The following is a 26,478-nucleotide window of genomic DNA, read 5'->3' on the forward strand; positions in this document are numbered from 1 at the left end:
ATTGCGCCATGCTATTACCTTGGCTAATACTCATTCCCTTCATCGGTGGCCTGCTAAGTTGGCAGGCTGACCGGTTCAGCCATCGCGCACCTCGTTGGGTTGCGCTGGCTTCAATGGGAATAACATTAATATTATCAATCCAGTTGTGGCTACAGGGAAATTACTCTCTGGCAAACCCACAAGGTATTCCACAATGGCAAGCCGTATTCTTTATGCCATGGATCCCATCGCTGGGTATTAATTTCCATCTTGCTATTGATGGGTTATCGCTACTGATGGTGGTATTGACCGCGATTATGGGCGCTTTCTCAGTTCTCAGTTCGTGGAGCGAAAACCAAGCTAACCAAGGTGCTTATCACTTTAACCTGTTGTGGATTATTGCAGGGGTGATGGGGATCTTTACGGCAGTTGACCTGTTTTTATTCTTCTTCTTCTGGGAAATGATGTTGATCCCAATGTACTTCCTGATTGCTAACTGGGGGCACAAAGGGGCAGAAAACAGACAACACATTAATGCAGCAACTAAGTTCTTTATCTACACGCAAGCCAGTGGCTTGATTATGTTAGTGTCGATTGTTGGATTAGCATTAGTCCACTTCAATGATACTCGCGTGTGGACATTTAACTACAATGAGTTGCTTGGTACTCAGATGTCTAGCACGGTTAGCTTTATGCTGATGTTAGGCTTCTTTATTGCCTTTGCAGTGAAAATGCCGTTAGTTCCATTCCATGGTTGGATGGCAGATACCCAAGAGCAATCGCCTACAGCGGGTTCTGTTGATATCTCAGGTATCATGTTGAAAACAGCAGCTTATGGTTTGCTGCGTTTTACCTTGCCTCTATTCCCTGAAGCGTCTATCCAGTTCACACCAATTGCCATGACACTTGGTGTAATTAGTATCTTCTACGGTGCATGGTTAGCCTTCAAACAGACTGACATCAAACGCTTAGCGGCATACAGTAGCTTGTCTCACATGGGGTTTGTAACCGTTGCTATCTATGCAAGTTCAGTGCTTGCGTACCAAGGGGCGGTGATCCAAATGATCACGAACGGTTTATCGGGTGCGGCATTGATTATTATCAGTGGTCAGCTGTATGAGCGTACGCAAACTCGTGATATGCGCATGATGGGAGGATTGTGGAAACGTATTAAGTGGTTACCGGGTCTGTCTTTGTTCTTTGCCGCTGCAACATTAGGTATGCCAGGAACCGGTAACTTTATTGGTGAATTCATGATCCTATTTGGAACATTCAGCCAATTCACTCTCGTGACTTGCATAATGGTCTTCGGTGTTGTGTTCGCATCGGTCTACTCACTGTGGATGATGCAGCAAACTTATTACGGAACACCGAAATCAGATAGCGAAATGAAAGGGTTAACAGCGCGCGAATTTGGTGTGCTGCTGGCTCTGGCTGTATTACTGGTTATTATCGGTTTCTATCCGCAGCCACTGCTGGATACTTCAGCGGGTGCGATGGAAACATTACATAACCTGTACACTGTTTCACTTACAACATTAAGGCCGTAATTCGCCATGACAATAACACCTCAACAATTGATCGCAATACTCCCGCTGTTGATCGTCGGATTGACCGCGGTGGTTGTGATGCTGTCCATTGCGTGGCGACGCGATCATCTAACAAGTGCCACTTTGACAGTATTCGGCTTCGCAGTTGCGTTACTCTCTCTGTTCTTTATTGCAGGGAGTTTACCAATGGAAGTCACTCCGCTTATTCGTGTTGATGGCTACGCCATGTTTTACACCGCGTTAGTCCTCATTGCGGGTATGGCGACCAGTATTTTTGCTTTTCATTGGTTGGAAGGCTTCAAGGATAATAAAGAAGAGTTTCACTTACTGCTGTCTATCGCTGTAGCAGGTGGTGTGCTACTTTCAATGGCAAACCACATGGCGTCAATGTTCATTGGTATTGAGCTAATCTCTCTGCCGTTGTTTGGCTTAGTGGCTTATACTTTTGAACGCAAACGCTCATTAGAAGCAGGCATTAAATATATGCTGCTATCTGCTGCCGCCTCTTCTTTCTTGTTGTTTGGTATTGCATTACTGTATGCGGAATCAGGTAGCCTGAGTTTTGCCGCGGTTGGTCAAAGCCTAACAGATAGCCAAATTCATGCTCCATTGATTTTGGTTGGTTTGGGGATGCTGATTGTTGGTTTTGGCTTTAAGCTATCACTGTTCCCATTCCAGTTATGGACTCCGGATGTGTATCAAGGTGCGCCAGCCCCTGTATCTGCATTCCTTGCGACAGGCAGTAAAATTGGTATCTTCGCGGTACTAATGCGTATCTTTATGGAAGCACCAGCGGCACAAAGTCATACATTGGCGATTGTTGTCAGTGTTATTGCGATTGCGTCGATTCTGTTTGGTAACCTTCTGGCTATCACTCAGAAAAGTGCAAAGCGCCTGCTGGGTTACTCATCGATTTCACATATGGGCTACTTATTAGTTGCATTGGTAGCACTACGAGTCGACCCCATAGCATCACAAGTTACCGTAGCGATTTATTTAGCCGGTTACTTGTTTGCAAGCTTAGGTGCATTCGGCGCGATTAGTATTGTCTCTAGCCCATACCGTGGTGATGACCAAGACGACATGAGTGCTTTCCGTGGTCTGTTCTGGCACAAGCCAGTACTGGCAACGGTATTGACAGTGATGATGCTTTCATTGGCAGGTGTGCCAATCACATTAGGGTTTATTGGTAAATTCTATGTGATCATTTCTGCTGTGAATGCTGAATTGTGGTGGTTAACCGGAGCCGTGGTTGTGGGGAGTGCAATTGGCTTGTTCTATTATCTACGCTTTATGGCTAGCTTATATAGCCGTGATGCAGAGCACGCTGACCGCTATACAGGCCCAGAAAAGGCAACATTTGGTACCGTCGTGGCAGTGATCTGCGCCATCATCGTTATCTTAATGGGGGTATGGCCACAGCCGCTGATCAATATCGCTTCAAGTGCATTAGCAGTCATTAGTCTGTAATAACAACGTAGCACAGACATAGCATGTAAAAGAGCGGTAATCGAAAGGTTACCGCTCTTTATTTTTTAATCTGCTAACTGGCGTTGATATTGGTACTCAGTTTCCACAAGAAATTCCATTAATACTTCACAGGATTCTATTGCATTATAGACATTGAATGTTTCTTCATGTAAACAATCAGCCATATAATCGATCCATTGCTGAAAATAGCGTTGTAGTTGTTGAAAGTTAGCAGCAATCTCCTGTCGCTGATGATCGATTTGCGTGACTTCTTTACCTAATATAAGAAAATAGGTTAGTCGGTTATTTCTTTCTTCATACTGTTTTGATTTTTCATGTAAGATAGCCATTTGGTCGATTAAATATAAACGCACATCCACTAATTTCATAAAATCCAAACCATTATCAAGAATGACCAGTAAGCGTTTTGCACAATCAATAGCGATTTTTAATAAATCTTTTTTGGACGGCGGAATATTTAACGATTCAATAAACGCTATTTCTGGAAAAAACTTTTCAAACATATCAGATAATTTATAGTTTAAAATGATCTCTTCGGCGGCTACAATCGCATTAATTTCTTGATTAAGTTCTTGTATCTTTTTTTTATTCTTGGTCGCTAACCCGATAAGCTTGTTTTGATGAGCTAGATAATATTCACTTTTTAACTGATTTTCCTCCTTAAGTTGTACCGCTGTTAGGTAATCTGTGATACTTCGCATTGATAATTTTAGTTTTTCTATTTCAGTCTTAACTTCAGAAAAATCATCGATAAATTCTGTAAGTATTAAATCATGATGTTTATGATGAAGTTCAAACGTTGTATTTATGGGAGATAATTCGTTAATTGTGCTATTGATTATATAACGTGTTTTTAATTTCATTATAGGTAATGAGTCTCTCACTAACTCATTAAGTATTTCTGCTTTATCAGAGATGTTTTTTATACGATTAAAAATAATAGGGTCATAATCTAGAATGTTTTGATTAAATGCACTGAGTTTATTAATACACATCCTCATCTGATAAAATTCAATAGAAGGTAAGGTTGGGGATTTGGCAGTGAGCTTCATAATGTGACCTTTAATATAGATGAGTGTTTTTTGTTAATTGAATGTCAAATAACTCAATGAGTTGTTCTGAATAAGTTTGCACAGAAGCCCAGGCGGTGATAATTTTTTTAAAACGAGTAATAAATTTTAAAAGATTAGCGGCATTATCAATGCGAGCGAAGGTCTCTATCGATTGCTTGATTTCAGTTAAAATCACTAGCCACATATAATCTAAGTGATCAATTGCTAAGCGAGCATCTTTAAAATGACTTTCAATTTTTTGTAGGTTAATTTGAATGTCAAAGATAGTTTTCTTTATAAAACGGTCCTGATTTATTTTGTCATTAATGTTGCTTATCTCTTTTAATAATTCATTTTTTTGATGGCGGATTTTTTCTGCTTTGCTACCAAAAATTCCGCCAGTAATCACTAAACCAATGAGTCCACCCGCAAGCCCTGTAAAGCTCAATTTAACAAAATGGCTATATTCTTTTTCTAATTGAAAAATTTCTTTTTTGAGTAACGCTATTTTTTCAAGATGATAGGTTTCAGAGTCAGTTGCATCTGTGGAGTCTAGCTGCATATAAATAGATTTTACCTTAAAAAGGAGTGAGTCAACATGTTGTCGATTGGATAGATTTCCACCAATAATGTGAATGCGAAAATCTGAAATGCTATTTTTTATGCTCGCTGTTTTATTGGCTTGTATTTTAATATCATCGTGGATAAGACCGAGTATACTTAATAGCTCAGTAGCAATTTGCTGGTCGTCATTTTGGTAAGTAATGCCATCAAGATCTTCATTAGAAAGGCCCTCAACACTATTCGCTATTTGTTGGATAATAGGCATGTCATTTATATAATGAATAATTTGATTTCCAGTCTGGACAATATTTCTGCTAATTAATGATAAATTAACAGATTGCTGTTTAACCTCTTGTTCAATACTGTCCCAATGACTTGCATGACGGTGAATCAATTGGATAGTTTCAGTCAGAACATTCGTTTCTATAGGTAAGTTTGTGGACTCACCAATTTTAAGCCAAGATAATATTTCTAGTGTAGAAGTGGGTAATGATAGCGCAAAGTGAATATATTTATGGATATTTGACAGGTCTTGGTGAGTAAAAATACCGGCTGACCTTGCAGAATAGGGATCTTGATTAGTTAATAATGCAAGAGTTGCTGTTCCAATATTCTCTTTTTCAATTATTTTATCATAAGCTATGTCACTCATAATGGTTAATTTCCAATTTAACATTAGGGGTTAAATAAAAGGTATACAGCAGAAAATCACTAAATGGTTGCCACGTTGAGAAAGATAAAATAGAAATAATATAATCTCTAATCAAATGGTCCATTTAACAACATTAGATTTTCATTTACCCGCGTAAGAGTGAATAAGCTACTTGAAGCATGCGGTAAAAGTAGATACTAAAATATGAAAAAATATATTAGAAATTGATATGTTAATATAATTAATATGAAGTTTATTATCGATTTTAGCTTTAATATTAAACGATAAATAATTATTTTTGTTTTTAGTTATACAGTAAGACTCTATTTAAATTGCTGCTAATTATTCACGGTTTAGGGTGATTAGCAGAATCAAAAAATCCTATTAAGAATAGAATTAAATTTAAGCGATTATTTTTAATCTTATTGCTATTTGAGTTAGCTTGTTCACCATAAAGGATGATCATTATTCTTATCAAGCGCTATTTTTATTTTAATCAATTAACAAGAATCAATGGCATTTCACATAAAGTGCTGTCTTAAGCATATTGTAATATGACGAGGTTACTATGAGTGGCTTTATTATAGATAAACATGTTTAATAAATAATCAGCATACATAGGTTTGTTTATCTTTTAAGCTATTACGGCGCAAGCGTTTGATACCTACTAAAGGGGTATTTAAAGTTAAATTTATTATATTGTACAATAAGATAAGTATGTTTTTATTGCTGTGTTTATCATCAATAACGAAGACAAATTTGATTTTATTATGAGTTACATCTATTGTCAGAAATAATCAATGTATTAATAAATTATATTGCACTATATAATTATGAATAGTCTTTGTTGAGTGTGGCAGTAGGGATCGAAAGTGGTACATAAAAAAATAGATAATTTAATAACTGAAATTCTTCATCAACTGTCAACTTTGGCATTGGGCAACCAAGAATTCATTCGTTTACACTGGCAACTAGGTGAATCTGCTACATTTCCTGGGTTAGCTTGGCTATCTGAACAATCCTGCTATCCTCAATTTTATTGGTATCACCGTACAGGAAGTGATGAATGCAGCACGATAGGCAAAGTAAAAACCTTTCATTCCATTGTTGATGCTGAACAATTTTTATCTGAGCATACTGAATATCCCGACATGCGTTTATGGGGACTCAACGGCTGGAATGCCGTAGGTGAAGGTATTTCGCTTGAAGATAAGCAACATGCCACTTTTTATTTTTTACCTCGTTTAGAAATTTATCGTGTCCGTTCATCGGTATCTGTTTACCTAAATATCCAAGGGGAACAAGACCGTTTATCGGCTATTGAATTTTTACAGCAAATAAAACCCGCACCAACACAACCTCTTACATTACATACGGAAATCGTCGGTCATGAACATTTTCCTGAAAAAGAGCAGTGGTGCAGCTTATTGACCGAGGCCATTACACGAATGAAAGCGGGTCATATGGAAAAAGTGGTGATGGCTCGTGAAACAAAATTGAGCTTATCCCAACCAATCGCTGCGGCTGAATTTTTGTCTGCGAGTCAACAAGTCAATTTTCAGTGCTATCATTTTATGATGGCGTTTAGTCAAGAATCGGGTTTTATATCATCGACGCCTGAACGTTTGTACTTACGTCAAGGCACACAATTACACTCTGAAGCACTTGCTGGTACGGTGGCGAATCATCTTGATGATACGATTGCAGCAGAAAATGCAAAGTGGTTATTGGAAGATAGTAAAAATCAACATGAAAATTTAGTGGTGGTGGATGATATTTGCCAACAATTACAAGGCGTGGTGACGGGTATCGATGTCTCTGCGGCAAAAGTTATTCGTTTACGTAAAATTCAACATCTTTACCGGTCGATTGCTGCGACGCTGATTTCTCCATCTGACAGCGAATGCTTACAGCGTTTACAGCCAACAGCAGCAGTCTGTGGTTTACCGCGTACGGTGGCTCGGCAATTTTTAAGTGAACACGAGCCTTTCTCACGTCGTTGGTATGCAGGTACTGGTGGCTTTGTGAGTCTAAATAAAAGCGAGTTTGCGGTATCGCTACGTTGTGCGCAAATTGAAAATCAACAACTCTCGTTATTTTCAGGCGCTGGGATCGTCAGCGATTCAGATCCTGAGCAAGAGTGGATCGAGATTGAAAATAAAGCGGCTGGGTTGAAATCTCTGCTGGAGCGTAGCGAAAAACCTTAGTCATAACAGGGTTATTTTCTTTTGGTTTCAATTAGTTCATTAAAAATTGTTCTAAGATCAAGAAATTTATATTAAGCGCATTACACTAACTGATAATAAATAACTTATTGAGCTCATTATGTCGAATTCTGTTTTTAATCTGCGTTGGGCTGAGATTATTATCGAAGCGCTCACTCGTCATGGCATGAAACATATTTGTATTGCGCCTGGTTCGCGTTCCACACCTTTAACTCTTGCCGCGGCAAAGAATAATAAGTTGCATTGCCATACACATTTTGATGAAAGAGGTCTAGGACACTTAGCGTTAGGGTTAGCGAAGGCAAGTCTTGAACCTGTAGGCGTCATTGTGACATCGGGCACGGCGGTGGCAAATCTCTATCCATCATTAATTGAAGCAGGCTTGACGGGAGAGAAAGTCATTTTTTTGACGGCGGATAGGCCGCCTGAGTTAATCGATTGTGGTGCTAATCAAGCGATTCGCCAGACGCATATTTTTGCATCGCACCCAGCTCAAAGCTTGATGTTGCCACGACCAACCCGTGATATTTCACCCAAATGGCTGGTAAGCGCCATTGATAATGGTATGAATCAATTGCGTCATGGCGCTTTCCATATTAACTGTCCGTTTGCGGAGCCTTTATATGGCGAGACGGAAGGGGATTATGACTGGCAGCAGCAGCTCGGTAATTGGTGGAACTCTCAGTTACCTTGGTTAAGCGAACCCTTAACGAATACAGTAGCGCATATTGCGGATTGGTATTTTTGGCGACAAAAAAAAGGGGTTGTGATTGCGGGGCGAATGAACGCCCAAGAGGGTGAGCATGTCGCGAATTGGGCGAAAACATTAGGTTGGCCATTGATTAGTGATGTTTTATCACAAACAGGGCAAATTCATCCTTGTGCTGATTTATGGCTCGCCCATCCGCAAGCTAAAGCGTGGCTCGATGAGGCTGAGTTAGTGATACAACTTGGTTCGAGTTTAACTGGCAAACGGTTATTACAGTGGCAAGCACAATGCCAACCACAAGAGTACTGGATTATTGATATGATCCCAGGACGCCTTGACCCAGCAAACCATTATGGACGCAAATTGACTTGTTCAATTAAAGGTTGGTTGGATGCTCATCCCGCCCAGCCTAGAAGCCCATGGTGTGAAAAGCTATGGGCTTTGACAAAACGCACTCAACAGCATGTCACCGCGAAGTTACACAACCAGTTTTCTGAGGCGGCGGTCGCTCATCAATTACCTCAACTGTTACCCCCTAAAGGACAATTATTTGTTGGTAATAGCCTGATCGTACGGTTGGTTGATGCTTTGGCACAGCTGCCTGAAGGTTACCCTGTGTATAGTAATCGTGGGGCAAGTGGTATTGATGGATTGATATCCACCATGGCTGGTGTGCAACGCGCCACAATAAAACCTACATTAGGGATTGTCGGTGATCTTTCCGCCCTCTATGACCTCAATAGTCTTGCCCTCTTACGTGCGCCTTCAGCACCGACTATTTTGATCGTGGTGAATAACAATGGCGGACAAATTTTTTCGATGTTACCTACACCAGAAGAGGCGAGGGAACCTTATTACTGCATGCCGCAGAATGTGAATTTTGAGCATGCGGCCTTGATGTTTGGGTTACAGTATGCGGCGCCTAAAGACTGGTTATCACTCAAAACCTTGGTTGAACAATTTTGGTTTAACCAACAAGGTTGTTTGTTAATCGAATTGATTGTTGATAGTGACGAGGGCGCTCGTACATTAAAACAATTACTCGATGAAGTCGGTAATCTTTGATGTTAGCGGCATATCGTTACAATGAGAACCAAACAGTGCCTTGGCTAGTGTGGTTACATGGATTACTGGGTTGCGCGGATGAGTGGCTACCGATTATTAAACTGTATCCACATTTGCCATCATTATGTATCGACTTACCTGGGCATGGGCGATCTCAGGAGATAACTTGCTCAAGTTTTGCTGATTTTGATGAATACCTCATCCAGCTCCTGCAATACCATGGTATCGAAAATTATTACCTCATTGGTTATTCTTTAGGGGCGCGGCTGGCTATGCACACGGCATGTTACCGTCAGCCTACAGGTTTATGTGGCTTAGTTGTTGAAGGGGGAAATGTTGGCTTGAAGACACAATCAGAACGTGATGCCCGTTACCTGAATGACCACTCTTGGGCGCAACGGTTTCGCCATGAGCCAATCGAAAGCGTATTGTACGATTGGTATCAACAACCTGTATTTGCTAGTTTAAGCGATAGCCAACGTCAGCAATTAATTTTATTACGACAAGCCAATGATCCCCGTCGTATTGCCGATATGCTAGAAGGCACTTCATTGTCTAAACAACCATTTTTAGCCGATAAACTGCAACAGTTAACACTTCCATTTCGCTATTTTTGTGGTGAACAAGACCAAAAATTTCGATGCGTTTCGCAACAATATGCTTTGCCGATTACGCTAATTAAGAATGCAGGGCATAATGCGCATCGGGAAAACCCGAATGGCTATGCCACTGCACTTCAGTATTTTCTATCATCTGTGGTTAAAGGAACTTGATAATGATTTATCCTAACGAAGAAAAACTCTATGCCCCAATCGAATGGCAAGATTGCTCTGAAGGGTTTGATGATATTTTTTATCACAAGTCACCGGAAGGGATTGCAAAAATTACGATTAATCGTCCACAGGTGCGTAACGCGTTTCGTCCACAAACCGTTAAAGAAATGATCCAAGCCTTATCTGATGCGCGTTATGACGATAAAGTTGGTACCATTATTCTAACGGGTGAAGGGGAAAAAGCATTCTGTGCAGGCGGTGACCAAAAAATTCGCGGTGATTACGGCGGATATCGTGACGAGAGTGGCACTCATCACCTGAATGTTCTAGATTTCCAGCGCCAAATTCGTACATGTCCGAAACCCGTGGTTGCGATGGTAGCAGGCTTTGCTATTGGTGGCGGTCACGTCTTGCATATGATGTGTGACCTCACAATAGCAGCAGATAATGCGATCTTTGGTCAGACTGGGCCTAAAGTGGGGTCGTTCGATGGGGGTTGGGGTGCATCTTATATGGCGCGTATTGTTGGACAAAAGAAAGCACGTGAAATTTGGTTCCTGTGCCGTCAATACGATGCAAAAGAAGCCTTGGATATGGGGTTAGTGAATACCGTAGTGCCTTACGCTGATCTCGAAAAAGAAACAGTCCGTTGGTGCCGTGAAATGCTTGAAAATAGCCCAATGGCACTGCGTTGTTTGAAAGCGGCACTGAATGCAGACTGTGATGGTCAAGCAGGGCTGCAAGAATTGGCCGGTAATGCAACTATGTTGTTCTATATGACAGAGGAAGGCCAAGAAGGGCGTAACGCATTTAATGAAAAACGTGCGCCAGACTTTTCTAAATATAAGCGTAATCCGTAATGCGTAAAGCAACACTTTATACATTTAGCCTGCCGATGGAGGCAGGCGTTATCCTACGTTACCAACGTCTGAAAACTCGTGATGGATTGCTGGTTCGCTTACAAGATGGGGATAACGAAGGATGGGGAGAAATTTCTCCTCTCCCCGAATTTAGTCAAGAAACATTGCTAGAAGCGACTGAGGAAGCCAAGCAGAGACTGACTGAATGGGTCAGCGGTCAGCCATTGGCGGATAGTGCATTACCCTCAGTTGCTTTCGGTTGTAGCTGTGCATTGGCGGAATTATCAGGTGAATTGCCTGAACAAGCTGATTATCGAAAAGCACCATTATGTAGTGGCGATCCGGACGATTTAATCTTACGCCTTGATGCTATGGAAGGTGAAAAAATCGCCAAGGTTAAAGTTGGATTGTATGAAGCGGTACGTGATGGCATGGTCGCTAATTTGTTGCTGGAAGCTGTACCTGACTTAACGTTACGCCTTGATGCTAACCGTAGTTGGACGCGAGCGAAAGCCGATGGCTTTGCCAAATATGTGAACCCAGACTATCGTGATCGAATCGCTTTTCTCGAAGAACCGTGCAAAACCCGTGAAGAATCACTGCAATATGCCGCGGATACCGGTATTGCGATCGCATGGGATGAGAGCGTTCGCGAAGAAGGTTTTAAAGTCGAAGCGCAACCGGGCGTGGCAGCGATTGTGATCAAACCGACGTTAACGGGAAGCCTTGCCTATTGTCGGCAGCTGGTTCAAGAAGCTCATCACCATGGTTTGCAAGCGGTGATCAGTTCATCAATTGAGACCAGTTTTGGGTTAACCCAGTTGGCAAGAATTGCTCATCAACTAACACCGAATACGATACCTGGGCTCGACACGTTAGATCTTATCCAGTCTCAACTTATACGTACTTGGCCAAATAGCACGCTGCCTGTTATGCAACTAGATGAACTTATTATCGAATGGCAGAGTTAACACCGTTTAAAGACTGGCCTTGGCAACACTGGGCCAGCCATCAACCTGATGCAATTGCGTTGATAACCGATGTTGCTTCACTGACTTGGCAACAATTGAATTTAAACGTCATAAATCTTGCTTATCATTTTGATAAACAAGGACTCAAAAAAGGCCAAACGGTCATTTTACGGGGCAAAAACAGTGTTGAATTGTTATTAAGTCAACTCGCTATTTTGCGCTGTGGGGCGAAAGTTTTGCCGCTCAATCCTCGCTTGCCCATCTTATTGCTTGAAGAATTGCTTCCGCATCTGAATATTGATTTTGTGATTGATTTTGCAGATGGCCTGCTAAATGCATTTCATTATTCGACTTTAACGCTGCCGCCTGATCTCACTGTTTCTCAAAAATTAACACACTATGATCTGCCATGCTTTTGTGAATTAACTCGGCAACCTGCAACCTTAATTCTGACATCCGGCTCTACGGGGTTACCGAAGGCCGCGGTTCATTCCATGTTTGCTCATCTTGATAGTGCTAATGGCGTATTACAGGCGATGGACTATCAACAGAGTGACTGCTGGTTACTTTCTTTACCGTTATTTCATGTTTCAGGGCAAGGAATATTGTGGCGATGGTTAGGAAGAGGGGCGAGATTAGCGATTAAATCTTCTCCATTAACACAAGCGTTGCAAGGTATTACCCATGCTTCATTGGTACCAACACAACTGTGGCGACTTCTCAATCAGGAGGAAAATCCGCCATTAACGCTACGGCAAGTATTACTTGGCGGGGCGACAATACCCACCTCACTAACCAATTTGGCATCAAGCCAAGGTATTGAGTGCTGGAGTGGTTATGGCATGACCGAAATGGCTTCAACCGTTTGTGCAAAACGCGCTGATGGCAAAAAGGGCGTAGGATTGCCCCTGATAGGTAAACAGGTTCGCTTGATGGATAGTGAAATACAAATCCAATCACAGAGTCAAGCCATGGGGTATTGGTTTGATGGGGAAATCAAACCGTTAAAAACCCAAGATGGTTGGTTTAAAACCAATGATAAAGGTGCATATATCGATGGAGAATACCATGTGATTGGGCGCTTGGATAATTTGTTTATTAGTGGTGGTGAATGCGTACAACCTGAAGACATTGAAAGCATTATCAATAACCACCCCGCAGTTAGCCAGAGTTTTATTATTCCTATTGATGATGCGGAGTTTGGTCAAAGGCCTGTTGCCGTCATTGAGTTAATCGACAAAAGCGTATTAGCGGGTATTGCTGATTGGTTAAAAGATAAACTGGCTCCATACCAATATCCTGTGCACTTTTATCCTTTAGACGCCGAATTAAAAAATACCGGTATTAAAGTCTCTCGTCAGCAGGTAAAAAGTTGGGTACACCAACAAATATTCTCCTCTTAATAACAACCGATTGTTATGGAGAGTCAATCAGCTTCATTGGCGTCTGTAATAAAAAAATCAGGCTCTAGAAATAAAGCCTGATTTTTCGATTAGATAACCAAATTATTTAAGGTTATTCAGTGCTTTTTCGACACCCGCGCCATACTCAGGATGTACCTGCTTAAAGAGGTCGATTTGACGTTTCTGGGTTTCTTCAGAGGCTTCAATCAATTCACCAGCAATACGTTGGAACATGCGTTGATGCTCTGCATCATCCAACAGCTCGTATAATGCACGGGGCTGGCTGAAATAATCCTCATCTTCACGATGGTTCCAATGATCAGCTGCACCTTCAAGGGTTAATGGAGGCTCACTGAAATTAGGTTGTTCTTGGAACATACCTGCACTGTTCGGCTCATAAGTTACGCCGTTACCACTGTTACCGTCAACGCGCATTGCCCCATCACGATGGTAGTTATGGAATGGGCAACGCGGTGAGTTAACTGGGATTTGATAGTGGTTCACACCTAAGCGATAACGTTGAGTATCCCCATAAGAGAATAAGCGTCCTTGTAACATTTTATCAGGAGAAAATCCGATGCCAGGCACAATGTTGGCTGGGTTGAATGCGGCTTGTTCAACATCTGAAAAATAGTTAGCAGGGTTACGGTTTAGCTCAAAATAACCAACATCAATCAATGGGTAATCTTTATGTGGCCATACTTTAGTGAGGTCAAATGGGTTATAAGGCACTTTTGACGCTTCATTTTCAGGCATGACTTGGATCTGTAGCGCCCAACGCGGATAGTCACCTTTATTGATTGCATCAAATAGGTCACGCTGAGAGCTTTCACGATCTTTACCAATAATCGCTTCTGCTTCATCGTCCATCAAATTTTCAATGCCTTGCTGGCAACGGAAATGGAACTTAACCCAAAAGCGTTCATTTTTGTCATTGATAAAGCTATAGGTATGACTACCAAAACCGTGCATGTGGCGATAGCTACGTGGAATGCCTCGGTCACTGACGTCAATGGTCAGTTGGTGGAGTGATTCAGGTAAGTGAGAGAAGAAATCCCATTTATAGGCCATTGAGCGCATATTGCTATAAGGGCAGCGTTTAACGACGTGGTTTAAGTCAGGGAATTTCAGTGGGTCACGAAGATAGAATACTGGGGTGTTGTTACCAACTAAATCCCAGTTTCCTTCTTCTGTATAGAATTTTAATGCAAAGCCACGGATATCACGTTCTGCATCTGCGGCACCACGCTCACCGGCTACCGTTGAGAAGCGAGCAAACATATCCGTTTTTTTGCCTACAGAAGAAAATATTTTTGCTCGGGTATAGCGAGTAATATCATGGGTAACCGTAAAAGTACCAAATGCACCTGAACCTTTAGCGTGCATACGGCGCTCAGGAATGACTTCACGGTCAAAGTGAGCGAGTTTTTCTAAAAACCACACATCTTGTAATAGCATTGGGCCACGTGGGCCAGCTGTCATTACGTTATTATTATCCACAACAGGGGCGCCAGATGCGGTAGTGAGACCTTTCTTTTTCATCACAATACTCCAGTAATTTACAGACAATAAAACTATAAAATTCATTTAATATGCATCAAAATAAACGGTAAATGCAGATAATTCCGTATTATCATTCGATTATAGTTGATTGGTTGGATAATAACTAATACATGGTGCCGATTGCTGTGATAACTGATTAAAAATAAATAGAAACACCCGCCTATGTTGTAGAAAAGTCGTCTTGGTGGCATGAAAAGTAAAAAACAGTAATAACTACTGAGAATAGGATTTATATATTGTAATATTAACGAATAATTTCTATTTATTGGGGCAATAATATGCGTAAAGGATTATTCTTTGTCGCCGCAGCGGCATCATCACTTATGTTTGTGGGCACTGCTCAAGCGATATCTGTCAATGCGAGTGCTGGTGAGCATTACACTGAATTAAGTGCTGGGATCGGAACTAAAGGTTCAGGGCTTGCATTTGATGGCTCATGGGCGCGTAGTGACCATGATGGCCAAATGGGGAGCTTAGGCGCAACCTTTGGTTTGCCTTTAGGGCCGTTTTCAGCCTATGTTGGTGGTAAAGCATTATATCTTTCACCTGAAGACAACAAAGATGGTATGGCTCTTGCCGCGGGTGCAGGGTTAGGTTGGCAAGTTATGCCGTCACTGAACATTTATGGTGAAGCTTACGGTGCGCCAGCGTCACTGACTTCAGGTAGTGATGCTTATACTGAAGCGAAAGTAGGGGCGACTTATACTGTGTTTAAACCATTATCAATTGATGCGGGCTATCGTATCATTGACATTAAAGGCAATCATAACAATCCAAGCAACAAAATTGCGGATGGTTGGTATGTTGGAGCAGGTTTAAGCTTCTAATGAGTTAGCACTTTATTGAGCTAAATAGAGAAAACCCGTACATGGTACGGGTTTTTTGTTGGCTAGTGCAGGCTCAAAATTACCCGACATTAGGTAAGAATCCTGCAACAATAGCGAATTGAATCGCAATAACAGCGACACCACAAAGTAGCACAATACCCAACACAACAGAGCCCCCTTTCACTTGGTAGTGGGCTTGATTAGCGGTAGGCTTTTCAATCGCTCTGACACGTAGAGTCAGTAAAGCAGGAATGATAAGCGCCAATACAGACAACGCCACTGCCGCATAGGTTAAGGCTTGCACAAAACTACTGAAAAACAAGGCAGAAAGTAGAGGTGGTAAAAAGGTTAATACGCCTGTCTGTAGACGCCCAAATAGACGATTACTGCGTTTAAAGAGATCCGCAAGGTAATCAAATAACCCAAGAGCCACCCCTAAAAATGAAGTCGCTAGCGCAAGATCCATAAATAAACTCACCGCAATATTAACCCGTGGAGTTGCGACAACATCACGAATAGCCGTCAGTAAGCCATTTAACCCAGCTTCTTGCGCTAAAATGCCTAAAAAGGTATTGGCTGGAATGGAACCTAACGTAGCGATTTGCCATAAGATATAAGCGACGAGAGGGATTGCACTACCTGTAATAAAAATAATACGCAGTTTACGGACGTCACCATTCATATAGTTCACTAAGCTTGGAACGCTGCCATGGAAACCAAATGAGGTAAAGATAACCGGAACGGCCGCAAGCAGTAAGCCTTTCTCGACAGGCATATTGGTTAAATTGACGCTTTCGACATGGGGTAACATTACCGCCAACATAATCACTAAAAAGATAATTTTAGCTGTAAATAAGAGGCGATTAATAAAGTCGACGGAATGGGTACCGATACATACCACGGCGCCGCCGATGAGTGTAAATAAAATAATTGCGGATTTTGTTGAGAGATGTAATCCCCACCAAGACAGTAAGCTATCAGAGATCAGTACGCCAGCACCGCCAATATAGGCTGTGGTAAGAGCGTACATTAATAATAACATACTTAACCCAGTCACAATCTGCCCTACGGGACCGAGATACTTTTTAGCGACTGAACCTAAACCCATATCGGGTGGATTATATTGATAGACTTCCACGAGAAGTAATGAGGTATAACTCATTAACATCCAGAGACCGATAAGTAGGCATATGATACCTGTGAAACCGACACCTGCTGCGGCAAGTGGCATAGCCAGCATCCCTGCACCGATTGTTGTTCCTGCAACGATTAAAACGCTACCTAGCGTACGATTTTTCACAAATTCCTCTGATTAAAAGTCGTAGATTAATAAGTTGTGCAGGTTATGCGATCATGATTTATCTGTCAAATCTAAATTACAATGAGTGTAAATATAATTTTACAGTGATGGGTGTTTTTTATTATGACTGCTGAAAATAACAGCGAATAAATTTTGATTATTAATTAATTTCAGTTATGAATATTAACTATCAAAAGTGAATTTATGTGGTTAATTATGTTAATGGTGTTAATTAATGAATTGATTTTAATGTGGTTTTTAATTTAACGGGACAGTGTCTCAATAAATTAAAATTAATTTTGTGACAAGGCAGGAAAATAGTGTGGAAAAATAATATTAAATTTTTTCACTCATTAATATAAATCAAAAATCTGTCAATCTTTCATCCGGATAATGTAAGGATACATTAATGAAAAGGATGAACTTATGGACTTTTTGATACAACTCGCCATTATTCTCGTCTGCTTGTTTTATGGCGCGAGAAAAGGAGGAATGGCATTAGGGCTGTTAGGCGGTGTCGGTCTTGTGATACTGGTTTTCGGCTTTGGCTTACCTCCTGGAAAACCGCCTGTTGATGTCATGCTTGTCATCATCGCTGTTGTTGCAGCATCAGCGACGTTACAAGCATCAGGCGGTTTGGATGTCATGCTACAAATTGCAGAACGACTACTACGTAAAAACCCAAAATACATCTCTATTGTGGCACCTTTTGTTACCTGCATTTTAACCATTTTGTGTGGTACAGGGCATGTGGTGTATACCATCCTGCCAATTATCTATGATGCCGCGATTAAAAATAATATTCGTCCTGAAAGACCAATGGCAGCAAGTAGTATTGGTGCACAAATGGGGATCATTGCTAGCCCCGTTTCTGTTGCAGTGGTATCGCTCGTCGCAATGCTGAATGGCATCACCATTAATGGTCAATCTCTTGAGTTTTTAGACTTATTAGCCATCACTATCCCATCGACTCTGATTGGTATATTGGCAATCGGTATTTTTAGCTGGTTTAGAGGGAAGGATCTCGATAAGGACCCAGAGTTTCAAAAATTTATTTCAGTGCATGAAAACTATGAGTATGTATATGGCGATAGTGCCACACTGCTCGATAAAAAATTGCCAAAAATTAATTGGGTAGCAATGTGGATCTTCTTAGCATCCATAGCGGTGGTGGCTGTGTTGGGCGCATTCTCTGAGTTAAGACCTCTGGTGAATGGTAAGCCATTATCGATGGTGCTTGTGATCCAGATGTTTATGTTATTGGCGGGTGCTCTGATCATCATTATTTGTAAAACTAACCCAGGGCAAATTTCGAAAAATGAAGTCTTCCGTTCTGGGATGATTGCGATTGTGGCGGTCTATGGGATTGCTTGGATGGCTGAAACCATGTTTGGTGCCCACATGGATCAGATCAAAGGGACTTTAGGGGCATTGGTAAAAGATTACCCTTGGGCTTATGCGGTGATCCTATTATTGGTTTCTAAATTTGTGAATTCACAAGCGGCTGCATTGGCTGCTGTCGTTCCGATTGCGTTAGGCATTGGTGTTGACCCTGCGTATATTATTGCATCAGCGCCTGCTTGTTACGGCTACTACATACTGCCAACTTACCCCAGTGACTTAGCCGCTATCCAATTTGACCGTTCAGGTACAACACGAATAGGTAAATTTGTCATTAATCACAGCTTTATCTTGCCGGGTTTGATTGGGGTTGGTGTGTCCTGTGTATTCGGTTGGGTATTTGCTGGATTATATGGCTATTTATAACAACTGAGCAGGTTAAGTCATTAGCAGCGATGACATTGTGTTAGCGTTATCGCTGCTATTGTTAGCCGATTTCGATATCAGAAAGGGGGTGACAGCAACAAGGCAAAATTTCACCTTCTTGAACAAAGGCAAGTGGTTTTTGTTTATAACCGACTTTTCCTTTCAGCAGCATCACTCGGCACGAACCACAGTAACCTTCTCGACACTGATACTCCACAGGAATGCGGCTATCTTCAAGAGCATCAAGTAAGCTAGAATGGACTTCGGTGTGATAGGGGACTTGTACACCCTGCGATAAGCGCAGGGTGACTTTATGGCTTGCCATGATTAGAGTTCGAAATCACTCAAGTCATCAGTATTGACTTCAGAGTCAATCTGACCGACCAGATAGGAACTGACTTCAACTTCTTGTGGGGCGACTTGCACGTTATCAGAGACCAGCCATGCGTTGATCCAAGGTATTGGGTTTGAGCGAGTCTCGAATGGCAGTTTTAACCCAACAGCTTGCATACGAATATTAGTAATATACTCAACGTATTGACACAAAATATCTTTGTTCAAGCCAATCATTGAGCCTTCACTGAAGAGATATTCTGCCCACTCTTTCTCTTGCTCTGCCGCATCCACAAACAGTTTATAACACTCGTCTTCGCACTCTGCTGCAATTTCAGCCATTTCAGGGTCATCTTGACCTGAACGTAACAGATTCAGCATATGCTGAGTGCCTGTTAAATGTAGCGCTTCATCACGAGCGATCAGTTTAATGATTTTAGCATTGCCTTCCATTAGTTCGCGTTCTGCAAAAGCAAACGAGCATGCAAAGCTAACATAGAAACGGATAGCTTCTAACGCATTAACGCTCATCAGACACAAATACAGTTGTTTCTTTAGGGCACGCAGTGACACTGTGATTTGTTTGCCGTTACAGGTATGAGTCCCTTCACCGAACATATGATAATAGTTCGTCATCTCAATCAAGGTGTCATAATAAGCAGAGATATCACGCGCACGTTTGAGGATTTCCTCATTTTCAACGATATCATCAAAGATAATCGCTGGGTCATTGACGATATTACGAATAATATGCGTATAAGAACGTGAGTGAATTGTTTCTGAGAATGACCAAGTTTCAACCCAAGTTTCCAGCTCAGGGATTGAAATGAGTGGCAATAATGCCACGTTAGGGCTACGACCTTGAATAGAATCAAGTAGCGTTTGGTATTTCAGGTTACTGATAAAGATGTGCTTCTCATGGTCAGGCAATGCATTATAGTCAATGCGATCACGAGAAACGTCAACTTCTTCTGGACGCCAGAAAAATGACAATTGCTTTTCGATTAGCTTTTCGAAAATCGGGTATTTTTGTTGGTCATAACGAGCAACGTTAACCGGTTGGCCGAAAAACATCGGCTCCAACAGTTGGTCATTTCTCTTTTGTGAGAAGATGGTGTAAGTATGTGACATAACAATTCCTATTAAATTTTACACGCGCCGCCTTCACAATCTGAATCCGCTGACTCAACAACTTCTTCCAGATCACCTTGAACATCTTCCGCGCCATCGCGAGTGTTATGGTAGTAAAGTGTTTTCACACCAAACTTATAGGCGAGCAATAAATCTTTTAGCAATTGATTCATTGGTACTTTGCCAGTTGCAAAGCGTGTAGGGTCATAGTTGGTGTTTGCAGAGATCGATTGATCAATAAACTTCTGCATAATACCGACTAATTGTAGATAACCGCTGTTTGAAGGCATTTGCCATAACAGCTCATACGCGCCTTTTAGATTTTCATAATCAGGAACAACTTGACGTAAAATACCGTCTTTCGATGCTTTAATACTGATATAACCACGAGGTGGCTCAATACCATTAGTTGCGTTAGAAATCTGTGATGATGTTTCTGACGGCATCAAAGCAGACAAGGTTGAGTTACGCAAACCATATTGTTGAATATCTTTGCGTAGCGCTTCCCAATCATAATGCAGCGGCTCATTGGTTAACTTATCCAACTCTTTCTTATAGGTATCAATAGGTAGAATACCTTGCGAATAGGTTGTTTCATTGAACCAAGGACATGCGCCTTGTTCTTTTGCTAATTCGTTAGAGGCTTTCAATAGATAGTATTGGATCGCTTCAAACGTTTTATGGGTCAAATTATTGGCACTGCCATCAGAATAACGGACACCGTGTTTCGCCAAGTAGTAAGCATAGTTAATGACACCGATACCTAAAGTACGACGGCCCATGGCGCCTTTCTGAGCTGCAATGATGGGGTAATCTTGATAATCGAGCAGGGCATCTAGCGCACGTACAGCGAGCACCGCAAGTTCTTCCAACTCATCAAGACTTTCAATCGCACCTAAGTTAAAGGCAGATAGCGTACAGAGTGCAATTTCACCTTCTTCATCATTGATGTTATTCAATGGCTTCGTTGGTAGTGCAATCTCTAAACATAGGTTTGACTGACGCACTGGCGCAATCTGTGGGTCGAATGGGCTGTGAGTGTTACAGTGGTCAACGTTTTGAATATAGATACGGCCTGTTGAAGCACGTTCTTGCATCATTAACGAGAACAGATCAACCGCTTTAACACTAGACTTACGGATATTATCGTCTTGCTCATAAGTGGTATACAGGCGTTCAAACTCTTCTTGATCAGCAAAGAAGGCATCATATAAGCCTGGCACATCGGATGGGCTAAACAGGGTAATATCTTGGTTTTTGATTAAGCGCTCATACATCAACTTATTGATTTGAACACCATAGTCCATATGACGAACACGGTTACCTTCAACACCACGGTTGTTTTTCAGCACTAATAAGCTTTCTACTTCTAAATGCCATAGTGGGTAGAAGAGTGTCGCTGCACCACCACGAACACCACCTTGCGAACAAGATTTTACCGCAGTTTGGAAGTGCTTATAAAACGGAATACAGCCTGTATGGAAGGCTTCGCCGCTACGAATTGGGCTGCCTAATGCACGAATGCGGCCTGCATTCACACCGATACCCGCACGTTGAGAAACATACTTAACAATTGCACTGGATGTCGCATTGATAGAATCTAAGCTATCGCCACATTCGATCAACACACAAGAGCTGAATTGACGGGTTGGTGTACGAACCCCCGCCATAATTGGCGTTGGTAGCGAAATTTTAAATGTCGATGCGGCATCATAAAAGCGACGGATATAGTCAAGACGCGTCTCTTTCGGATAATGAGAGAACAAGCAAGCAGCAACTAAAATATACAGGAACTGAGCACTTTCATAAATCTCACCCGTAACGCGGTTTTGCACTAAATACTTACCTTCAAGTTGCTTCACCGCAGCGTAGGAGAAATTCATATCACGCCAATGGTCAATGAAACTGTCCATTTGCTCGAACTCTTCTTGTGAGTAGTCTTCCAGCAAATGCTTATCATATTTACCCATTTCGACTAGGCGTTGGACGTGCTTATACAGCGCTGGTGGCTCAAATTGACCATACGCTTTTTTACGTAGGTGAAATATCGCAAGACGCGCTGCAAGATACTGATAGTCAGGGGTATCACCTGTAATCAGGTCAGCCGCTGCTTTGATCATGGTTTCGTGGATATCAGAGGTTCTGATCCCATCATAAAACTGAATCTGTGAACGTAACTCCACCTGAGAAACTGAGACATTATTTAGGCCTTCCGCAGCCCAAGTTATCACTTTGTGGATTTTATCGAGATCAATGCGTTCTTTATGTCCATCACGTTTTGTGACTAACAGACTCTGGTTCATGAGCAAGTACACCTTGGTTGACCTACAAAATAGCATATCGCTAACATAAAAAAGCTCATAGATTAACTCCATGAGACTTGTAGTGTTAGATTTAAATTACATACTATATGTAGTGGTTTGTTGATTTTACTATAACAAGATAATGTTAATGTGCAGCTTTAGCAAGTGCACAAATCTGAGTCTTCTGTGGATAACTTTAGGGATAAAAATGATCACCATGTCGGTAAGCTGCAATATAAAAGGAATTCTATTAATCGAAACTCGCCACATGGTGATAAAAATTAATTTTGTAAAATGAGATCGTTTGCTGCTTTCTTAAACGTAACGCTTGCTATTTATTCGCTTACAGTATGGAGCATATAATTGACGTCAACGTTAGGGCCTAAGTAAAATTTATCCTTCAAAGGATTATAATGTAACCCAATGATATGTTTGTCTTTTAATTGGGTTTCATCGACCCAGCCTATCAGCTCAGAAGGGCGAATGAATTTTTTCGCATCGTGAGTTCCTTTAGGTACCATTTTCATCACATATTCGGCCCCGATCACCGCCATCAACCATGCTTTTTTATTACGATTAATAGTCGAAAAAATAACATGTCCACCCGGTTTCACTAATTTAGCGCATGCACGCACTACGGATTGAGGATCAGGGACATGCTCTAACATCTCCATACAGGTCACCACGTCATAAGCGTGTGGATACTTGTCAGCATGCTGCTCAACGGTTTCTTGCACATATTCAACAGGGATACCTGATTCTAATGAGTGCAAGCGTGCGACCATCAAGGGTTCTGCTCCCATATCAAGGCCTGTCACTTCGGCTCCTTCTCGTGCCATACTTTCTGATAAGATCCCACCGCCACAACCAACATCCAAGACTTTTTTACCAAATAAACCATCGATGCGTTGCATGATATAGCCGAGGCGCAGAGGATTAATGCGGTGAAGTGGGGCAAATTCACCTTCTAGATCCCACCAGCGAGAGGCGATCGCTTCAAATTTCTCAATTTCCTGCTTATCGACATTTTGATACGCTGAAGTTGAAGTATCATTCATGAGTGGAGCTCCTGTTACGAAATAGGTGTCCGAGCCGTAATACGTGAATTTATGGTGACTATGAAACATTTTTGTTGCTCTTACGCAATAAACTCAAAGTATCCGGACACATAAAGACATTTTTCCGCTATTATACATAGCTTGAAAGACAAATACTCACTTCTCATTTTTTTTATTAAATTGGCGAATTGTGGTATAGTTCTAAACCTTTGAATCCGAAGTTATGAGGGACAGTGGTTCCATGAGCGACATTGCCAGAGAAATCACACCGGTCAATATCGAAGAAGAACTAAAAAGTTCGTATTTGGATTATGCGATGTCCGTTATTGTCGGCCGCGCACTTCCAGATGTTCGAGATGGACTGAAGCCAGTACACCGCAGAGTACTGTTTGCGATGAATGTATTGGGAAATGATTGGAATAAACCCTATAAAAAATCTGCCCGTATAGTCGGGGACGTTATCGGTAAATACCATCCACATGGTGATATCGCTGTTTATGAGACGATTGTTCGTCTTGCGCAGCCTTTCTCTATGCGTTATATGCTGGTAGATGGTCAGGGGAACTTTGGTTCAGTTGACGGAGACTCCGCAGCTGCAATGCGTTATACGGAAATCCGTATGGCGAAAATTGCCCATGAAATGTTAGCGGATCTTGAAAAAGAAACCGTTGATTTCGTCCCAAACTATGATGGTACAGAGCAAATCCCAGAAGTAATGCCGACAAAAATACCTAACCTATTGGTTAATGGCTCGTCGGGTATTGCTGTAGGGATGGCAACCAATATTCCTCCACACAACTTAGGGGAAGTCATTAGTGGTTGTCTTGCTTATATAGATGATGAAGATATCAGCATTGAAGGCTTAATGGAGCATATTCCTGGGCCTGATTTCCCGACCGCTGCCATCATTAATGGCCGTCGTGGAATTATTGATGCTTACCGCACTGGCCGCGGCAAAGTCTATATCCGTGCCCGTGCAGAAGTTGAAGTCGATGAGAAAAATGGTCGTGAAACCATTATTGTTAGCGAAATTCCTTATCAGGTAAATAAAGCACGTCTTATCGAGAAAATTGCTGAGCTCGTTAAAGAAAAACGCGTCGAAGGGATCAGTGCATTACGTGATGAGTCGGATAAAGACGGCATGCGTATTGTGATTGAAGTTAAACGTGATGCGGTTGGTGAGGTTGTGCTTAATAATCTCTATTCACTCACACAACTTCAAGTCTCTTTTGGGATCAACATGGTTGCTTTGCATCAAGGCCAACCGAAGATCCTTAACTTAAAAGATATTATTGCCGCGTTTGTTCGCCATCGTCGTGAAGTGGTGACACGCCGTACTATCTTTGAATTACGCAAAGCACGTGAACGCGCTCATATCCTTGAAGCATTAGCCGTAGCATTAGCGAATATTGACCCTATTATCGAACTCATTCGTCAGGCACCAACGCCTGCTGAAGCGAAAGCAGGCTTAGTTGCACGCCCTTGGGATCTGGGTAATGTTGCTGCCATGTTAGAACGCGCTGGCGACGACGCTGCACGTCCTGAATGGTTAGAAGAGCAATTTGGTGTTCATGATGGTAAATACTACCTGACAGAACAACAAGCTCAGGCTATCTTGGATTTGCGTCTGCAAAAACTGACTGGCCTTGAGCATGAAAAACTGCTGGAAGAGTATCGTGATCTTCTGAAACAAATTGAAGCATTACTGTATATTCTACGTAGTCCTGAGCGTTTAATGGAGGTCATTCGCGAAGAATTAGAAGCTATTCGCGAAATCTATAACGATGCTCGTCGAACAGAAATCACTGAAAACTCTGCTGATATCAATATTGAAGATTTAATCAGTGAAGAAGATGTGGTCGTTACCTTATCTCACCAAGGCTATGTTAAGTATCAGCCATTGTCTGATTACGAAGCACAACGTCGTGGTGGTAAAGGTAAATCTGCGGCACGTATTAAAGAAGAAGACTTTATTGAACGTCTGCTGGTGGCTAACACCCATGATACGATTTTGTGTTTCTCCAGCCGTGGTCGCCTATATTGGATGAAGGTTTATCAATTACCTGAAGCAAGTCGTGGGGCTCGTGGTCGTCCAATCGTTAATCTGCTGCCACTCGAGCAGGATGAGCGTATTACAGCGATCTTGCCAGTTCGCGAATACGAAGAAGGGTATTATGTCTTCATGGCAACCGCTAGCGGTACGGTGAAGAAAACCCCTCTGCAAGACTTCAGCCGCCCAAGAAGTGCCGGTATTATTGCGGTTAACCTCAATGACGGTGATGAGCTGATTGGTGTTGATTTAACCAATGGTTCAAATGAAGTGATGCTGTTCTCGGCGCAAGGTAAAGTCGTTCGTTTCGCTGAAGATGCTGTTCGTCCAATGGGGCGTACCGCAACAGGTGTTCGTGGTATCCGTTTAGTGGATGAAGATAAAGTGGTTTCATTGATTATTCCACGCGGTGAAGGTCATATTTTAACGGTGACTGAAAATGGCTATGGTAAACGTACGGCTGAGCAAGAATACCCAACGAAATCTCGTGCCACTCAAGGTGTTATCTCCATTAAAGTGAGTGAACGTAACGGTAATGTGATCGGGGCTATCCAAGTGGATGAAACCGACCAAATTATGATGATTACCGATGCCGGAACTTTAGTGCGTACACGCGTCTCAGAAGTGAGTGTTGTAGGCCGTAATACTCAGGGTGTCACTCTGATTAGAACAGCTGAAGATGAAAAAGTTGTTGGTTTACAACGTGTCGCTGAAACGGAAGAGGATGAAACCTCTGATGAAGATAGTATAGAGAATAGTGCGGATGCTGATACAGATTCAGCCGAATAAATGTGAAGCTGAATAATTTAACGGGCGGTTTACCGCCCGTTTTGCTATCTATAACTAGCAGGT

19 protein-coding genes are annotated in these 26,478 nt (G+C 41.8%); 11 read left to right on the forward strand and 8 right to left on the reverse strand.

Annotation, left to right across the window (positions count from 1 at the left end; translation table 11 throughout):
• Positions 1 to 8: 8 nt before the first annotated feature.
• On the forward strand, positions 9 to 1,529 hold the full coding sequence (nuoM, locus tag G3341_RS08160) for an NADH-quinone oxidoreductase subunit M (RefSeq protein ID WP_154622111.1): 1,521 nt from the start codon (positions 9 to 11) through the stop codon (positions 1,527 to 1,529).
• A gap of 6 nt (positions 1,530 to 1,535) precedes the next feature.
• Positions 1,536 to 2,999 carry an NADH-quinone oxidoreductase subunit NuoN gene (gene nuoN, locus G3341_RS08165; RefSeq protein ID WP_163861134.1) on the forward strand — a complete coding sequence of 488 codons (1,464 nt, stop codon included), beginning with the start codon at positions 1,536 to 1,538 and terminating at the stop codon, positions 2,997 to 2,999.
• A gap of 65 nt (positions 3,000 to 3,064) precedes the next feature.
• Here nuoN and G3341_RS08170 read toward each other — a convergent pair whose 3' ends face one another.
• Positions 3,065 to 4,072, reverse strand: a complete 1,008-nt coding sequence (locus G3341_RS08170) for an alpha-xenorhabdolysin family binary toxin subunit B (protein WP_163861137.1) — start codon at positions 4,070 to 4,072, stop codon at positions 3,065 to 3,067.
• Between the two features lie 10 nt (positions 4,073 to 4,082).
• Positions 4,083 to 5,288 (reverse strand): alpha-xenorhabdolysin family binary toxin subunit A, encoded by a 1,206-nt coding sequence (locus G3341_RS08175; RefSeq protein WP_154635739.1) that lies wholly within the window; start codon positions 5,286 to 5,288, stop codon positions 4,083 to 4,085.
• Between the two features lie 872 nt (positions 5,289 to 6,160).
• Here G3341_RS08175 and G3341_RS08180 point away from each other — a divergent pair.
• The 6 genes from G3341_RS08180 to menE all read left to right on the forward strand — a co-directional run bounded on the left by G3341_RS08180 (position 6,161) and on the right by menE (position 13,294).
• On the forward strand, positions 6,161 to 7,495 hold the full coding sequence (locus tag G3341_RS08180) for an isochorismate synthase (protein ID WP_163861139.1): 1,335 nt from the start codon (positions 6,161 to 6,163) through the stop codon (positions 7,493 to 7,495).
• A gap of 118 nt (positions 7,496 to 7,613) precedes the next feature.
• Positions 7,614 to 9,287 (forward strand): 2-succinyl-5-enolpyruvyl-6-hydroxy-3-cyclohexene-1-carboxylic-acid synthase, encoded by a 1,674-nt coding sequence (gene menD, locus G3341_RS08185; RefSeq protein WP_163861141.1) that lies wholly within the window; start codon positions 7,614 to 7,616, stop codon positions 9,285 to 9,287.
• Positions 9,287 to 10,060, forward strand: coding sequence for a 2-succinyl-6-hydroxy-2,4-cyclohexadiene-1-carboxylate synthase (gene menH / locus G3341_RS08190; RefSeq protein ID WP_163861142.1), 774 nt, complete (start codon positions 9,287 to 9,289; stop codon positions 10,058 to 10,060). The genes menD and menH overlap by 1 nt, the downstream gene beginning before the upstream one ends.
• Before the next feature lie 2 nt (positions 10,061 to 10,062).
• Positions 10,063 to 10,920 (forward strand): 1,4-dihydroxy-2-naphthoyl-CoA synthase, encoded by an 858-nt coding sequence (gene menB, locus G3341_RS08195; protein WP_154622139.1) that lies wholly within the window; start codon positions 10,063 to 10,065, stop codon positions 10,918 to 10,920.
• Complete coding sequence (menC, locus tag G3341_RS08200) at positions 10,920 to 11,891, forward strand: o-succinylbenzoate synthase (protein WP_154622140.1); 972 nt, start codon at positions 10,920 to 10,922, stop codon at positions 11,889 to 11,891. The genes menB and menC overlap by 1 nt, the downstream gene beginning before the upstream one ends.
• Positions 11,879 to 13,294 (forward strand): o-succinylbenzoate--CoA ligase, encoded by a 1,416-nt coding sequence (menE, locus tag G3341_RS08205; RefSeq protein WP_163861144.1) that lies wholly within the window; start codon positions 11,879 to 11,881, stop codon positions 13,292 to 13,294. The genes menC and menE overlap by 13 nt, the downstream gene beginning before the upstream one ends.
• A gap of 102 nt (positions 13,295 to 13,396) precedes the next feature.
• Here menE and G3341_RS08210 read toward each other — a convergent pair whose 3' ends face one another.
• Positions 13,397 to 14,836, reverse strand: a complete 1,440-nt coding sequence (locus G3341_RS08210) for a catalase (RefSeq protein ID WP_154622142.1) — start codon at positions 14,834 to 14,836, stop codon at positions 13,397 to 13,399.
• Positions 14,837 to 15,135: 299 nt separating this feature from the next.
• Between G3341_RS08210 and G3341_RS08215 the strand changes: the two genes are divergently transcribed.
• Positions 15,136 to 15,684, forward strand: a complete 549-nt coding sequence (locus tag G3341_RS08215) for a YfaZ family outer membrane protein (RefSeq protein ID WP_154622143.1) — start codon at positions 15,136 to 15,138, stop codon at positions 15,682 to 15,684.
• A 79-nt stretch (positions 15,685 to 15,763) separates the two neighbouring features.
• Here the strand turns inward: G3341_RS08215 and tyrP are convergent, their stop codons facing one another.
• Positions 15,764 to 16,924 (reverse strand): tyrosine transporter TyrP, encoded by a 1,161-nt coding sequence (tyrP, locus tag G3341_RS08220; protein WP_230085774.1) that lies wholly within the window; start codon positions 16,922 to 16,924, stop codon positions 15,764 to 15,766.
• Positions 16,925 to 17,410: 486 nt separating this feature from the next.
• Between tyrP and G3341_RS08225 the strand changes: the two genes are divergently transcribed.
• Complete coding sequence (locus tag G3341_RS08225) at positions 17,411 to 18,751, forward strand: anaerobic C4-dicarboxylate transporter (RefSeq protein WP_163861148.1); 1,341 nt, start codon at positions 17,411 to 17,413, stop codon at positions 18,749 to 18,751.
• A gap of 61 nt (positions 18,752 to 18,812) precedes the next feature.
• On the opposite strand, the gene yfaE is transcribed toward G3341_RS08225, so the two are convergent.
• The 4 genes from yfaE to ubiG all read right to left on the reverse strand — a co-directional run bounded on the left by yfaE (position 18,813) and on the right by ubiG (position 23,576).
• Positions 18,813 to 19,076, reverse strand: a complete 264-nt coding sequence (gene yfaE, locus G3341_RS08230) for a class I ribonucleotide reductase maintenance protein YfaE (protein ID WP_163861150.1) — start codon at positions 19,074 to 19,076, stop codon at positions 18,813 to 18,815.
• A gap of 2 nt (positions 19,077 to 19,078) precedes the next feature.
• Complete coding sequence (gene nrdB, locus G3341_RS08235) at positions 19,079 to 20,215, reverse strand: class Ia ribonucleoside-diphosphate reductase subunit beta (RefSeq protein WP_154624739.1); 1,137 nt, start codon at positions 20,213 to 20,215, stop codon at positions 19,079 to 19,081.
• 11 nt (positions 20,216 to 20,226) lie between these two features.
• On the reverse strand, positions 20,227 to 22,518 hold the full coding sequence (nrdA, locus tag G3341_RS08240) for a class 1a ribonucleoside-diphosphate reductase subunit alpha (RefSeq protein WP_154624740.1): 2,292 nt from the start codon (positions 22,516 to 22,518) through the stop codon (positions 20,227 to 20,229).
• A 335-nt stretch (positions 22,519 to 22,853) separates the two neighbouring features.
• Entirely contained in the window at positions 22,854 to 23,576 is a 723-nt protein-coding gene (gene ubiG / locus G3341_RS08245) for a bifunctional 2-polyprenyl-6-hydroxyphenol methylase/3-demethylubiquinol 3-O-methyltransferase UbiG (RefSeq protein WP_154624741.1), read from the reverse strand.
• A 241-nt stretch (positions 23,577 to 23,817) separates the two neighbouring features.
• On the opposite strand from ubiG, the gene gyrA reads away from it, so the two are divergent.
• Complete coding sequence (gyrA, locus tag G3341_RS08250; protein WP_163861152.1) at positions 23,818 to 26,415, forward strand: DNA topoisomerase (ATP-hydrolyzing) subunit A; 2,598 nt, start codon at positions 23,818 to 23,820, stop codon at positions 26,413 to 26,415.
• Positions 26,416 to 26,478: the final 63 nt, after the last annotated feature.

It is taken from the genome of Providencia vermicola (genome assembly GCF_010748935.1).
Lineage (GTDB): Bacteria > Pseudomonadota > Gammaproteobacteria > Enterobacterales > Enterobacteriaceae > Providencia > Providencia zhejiangensis.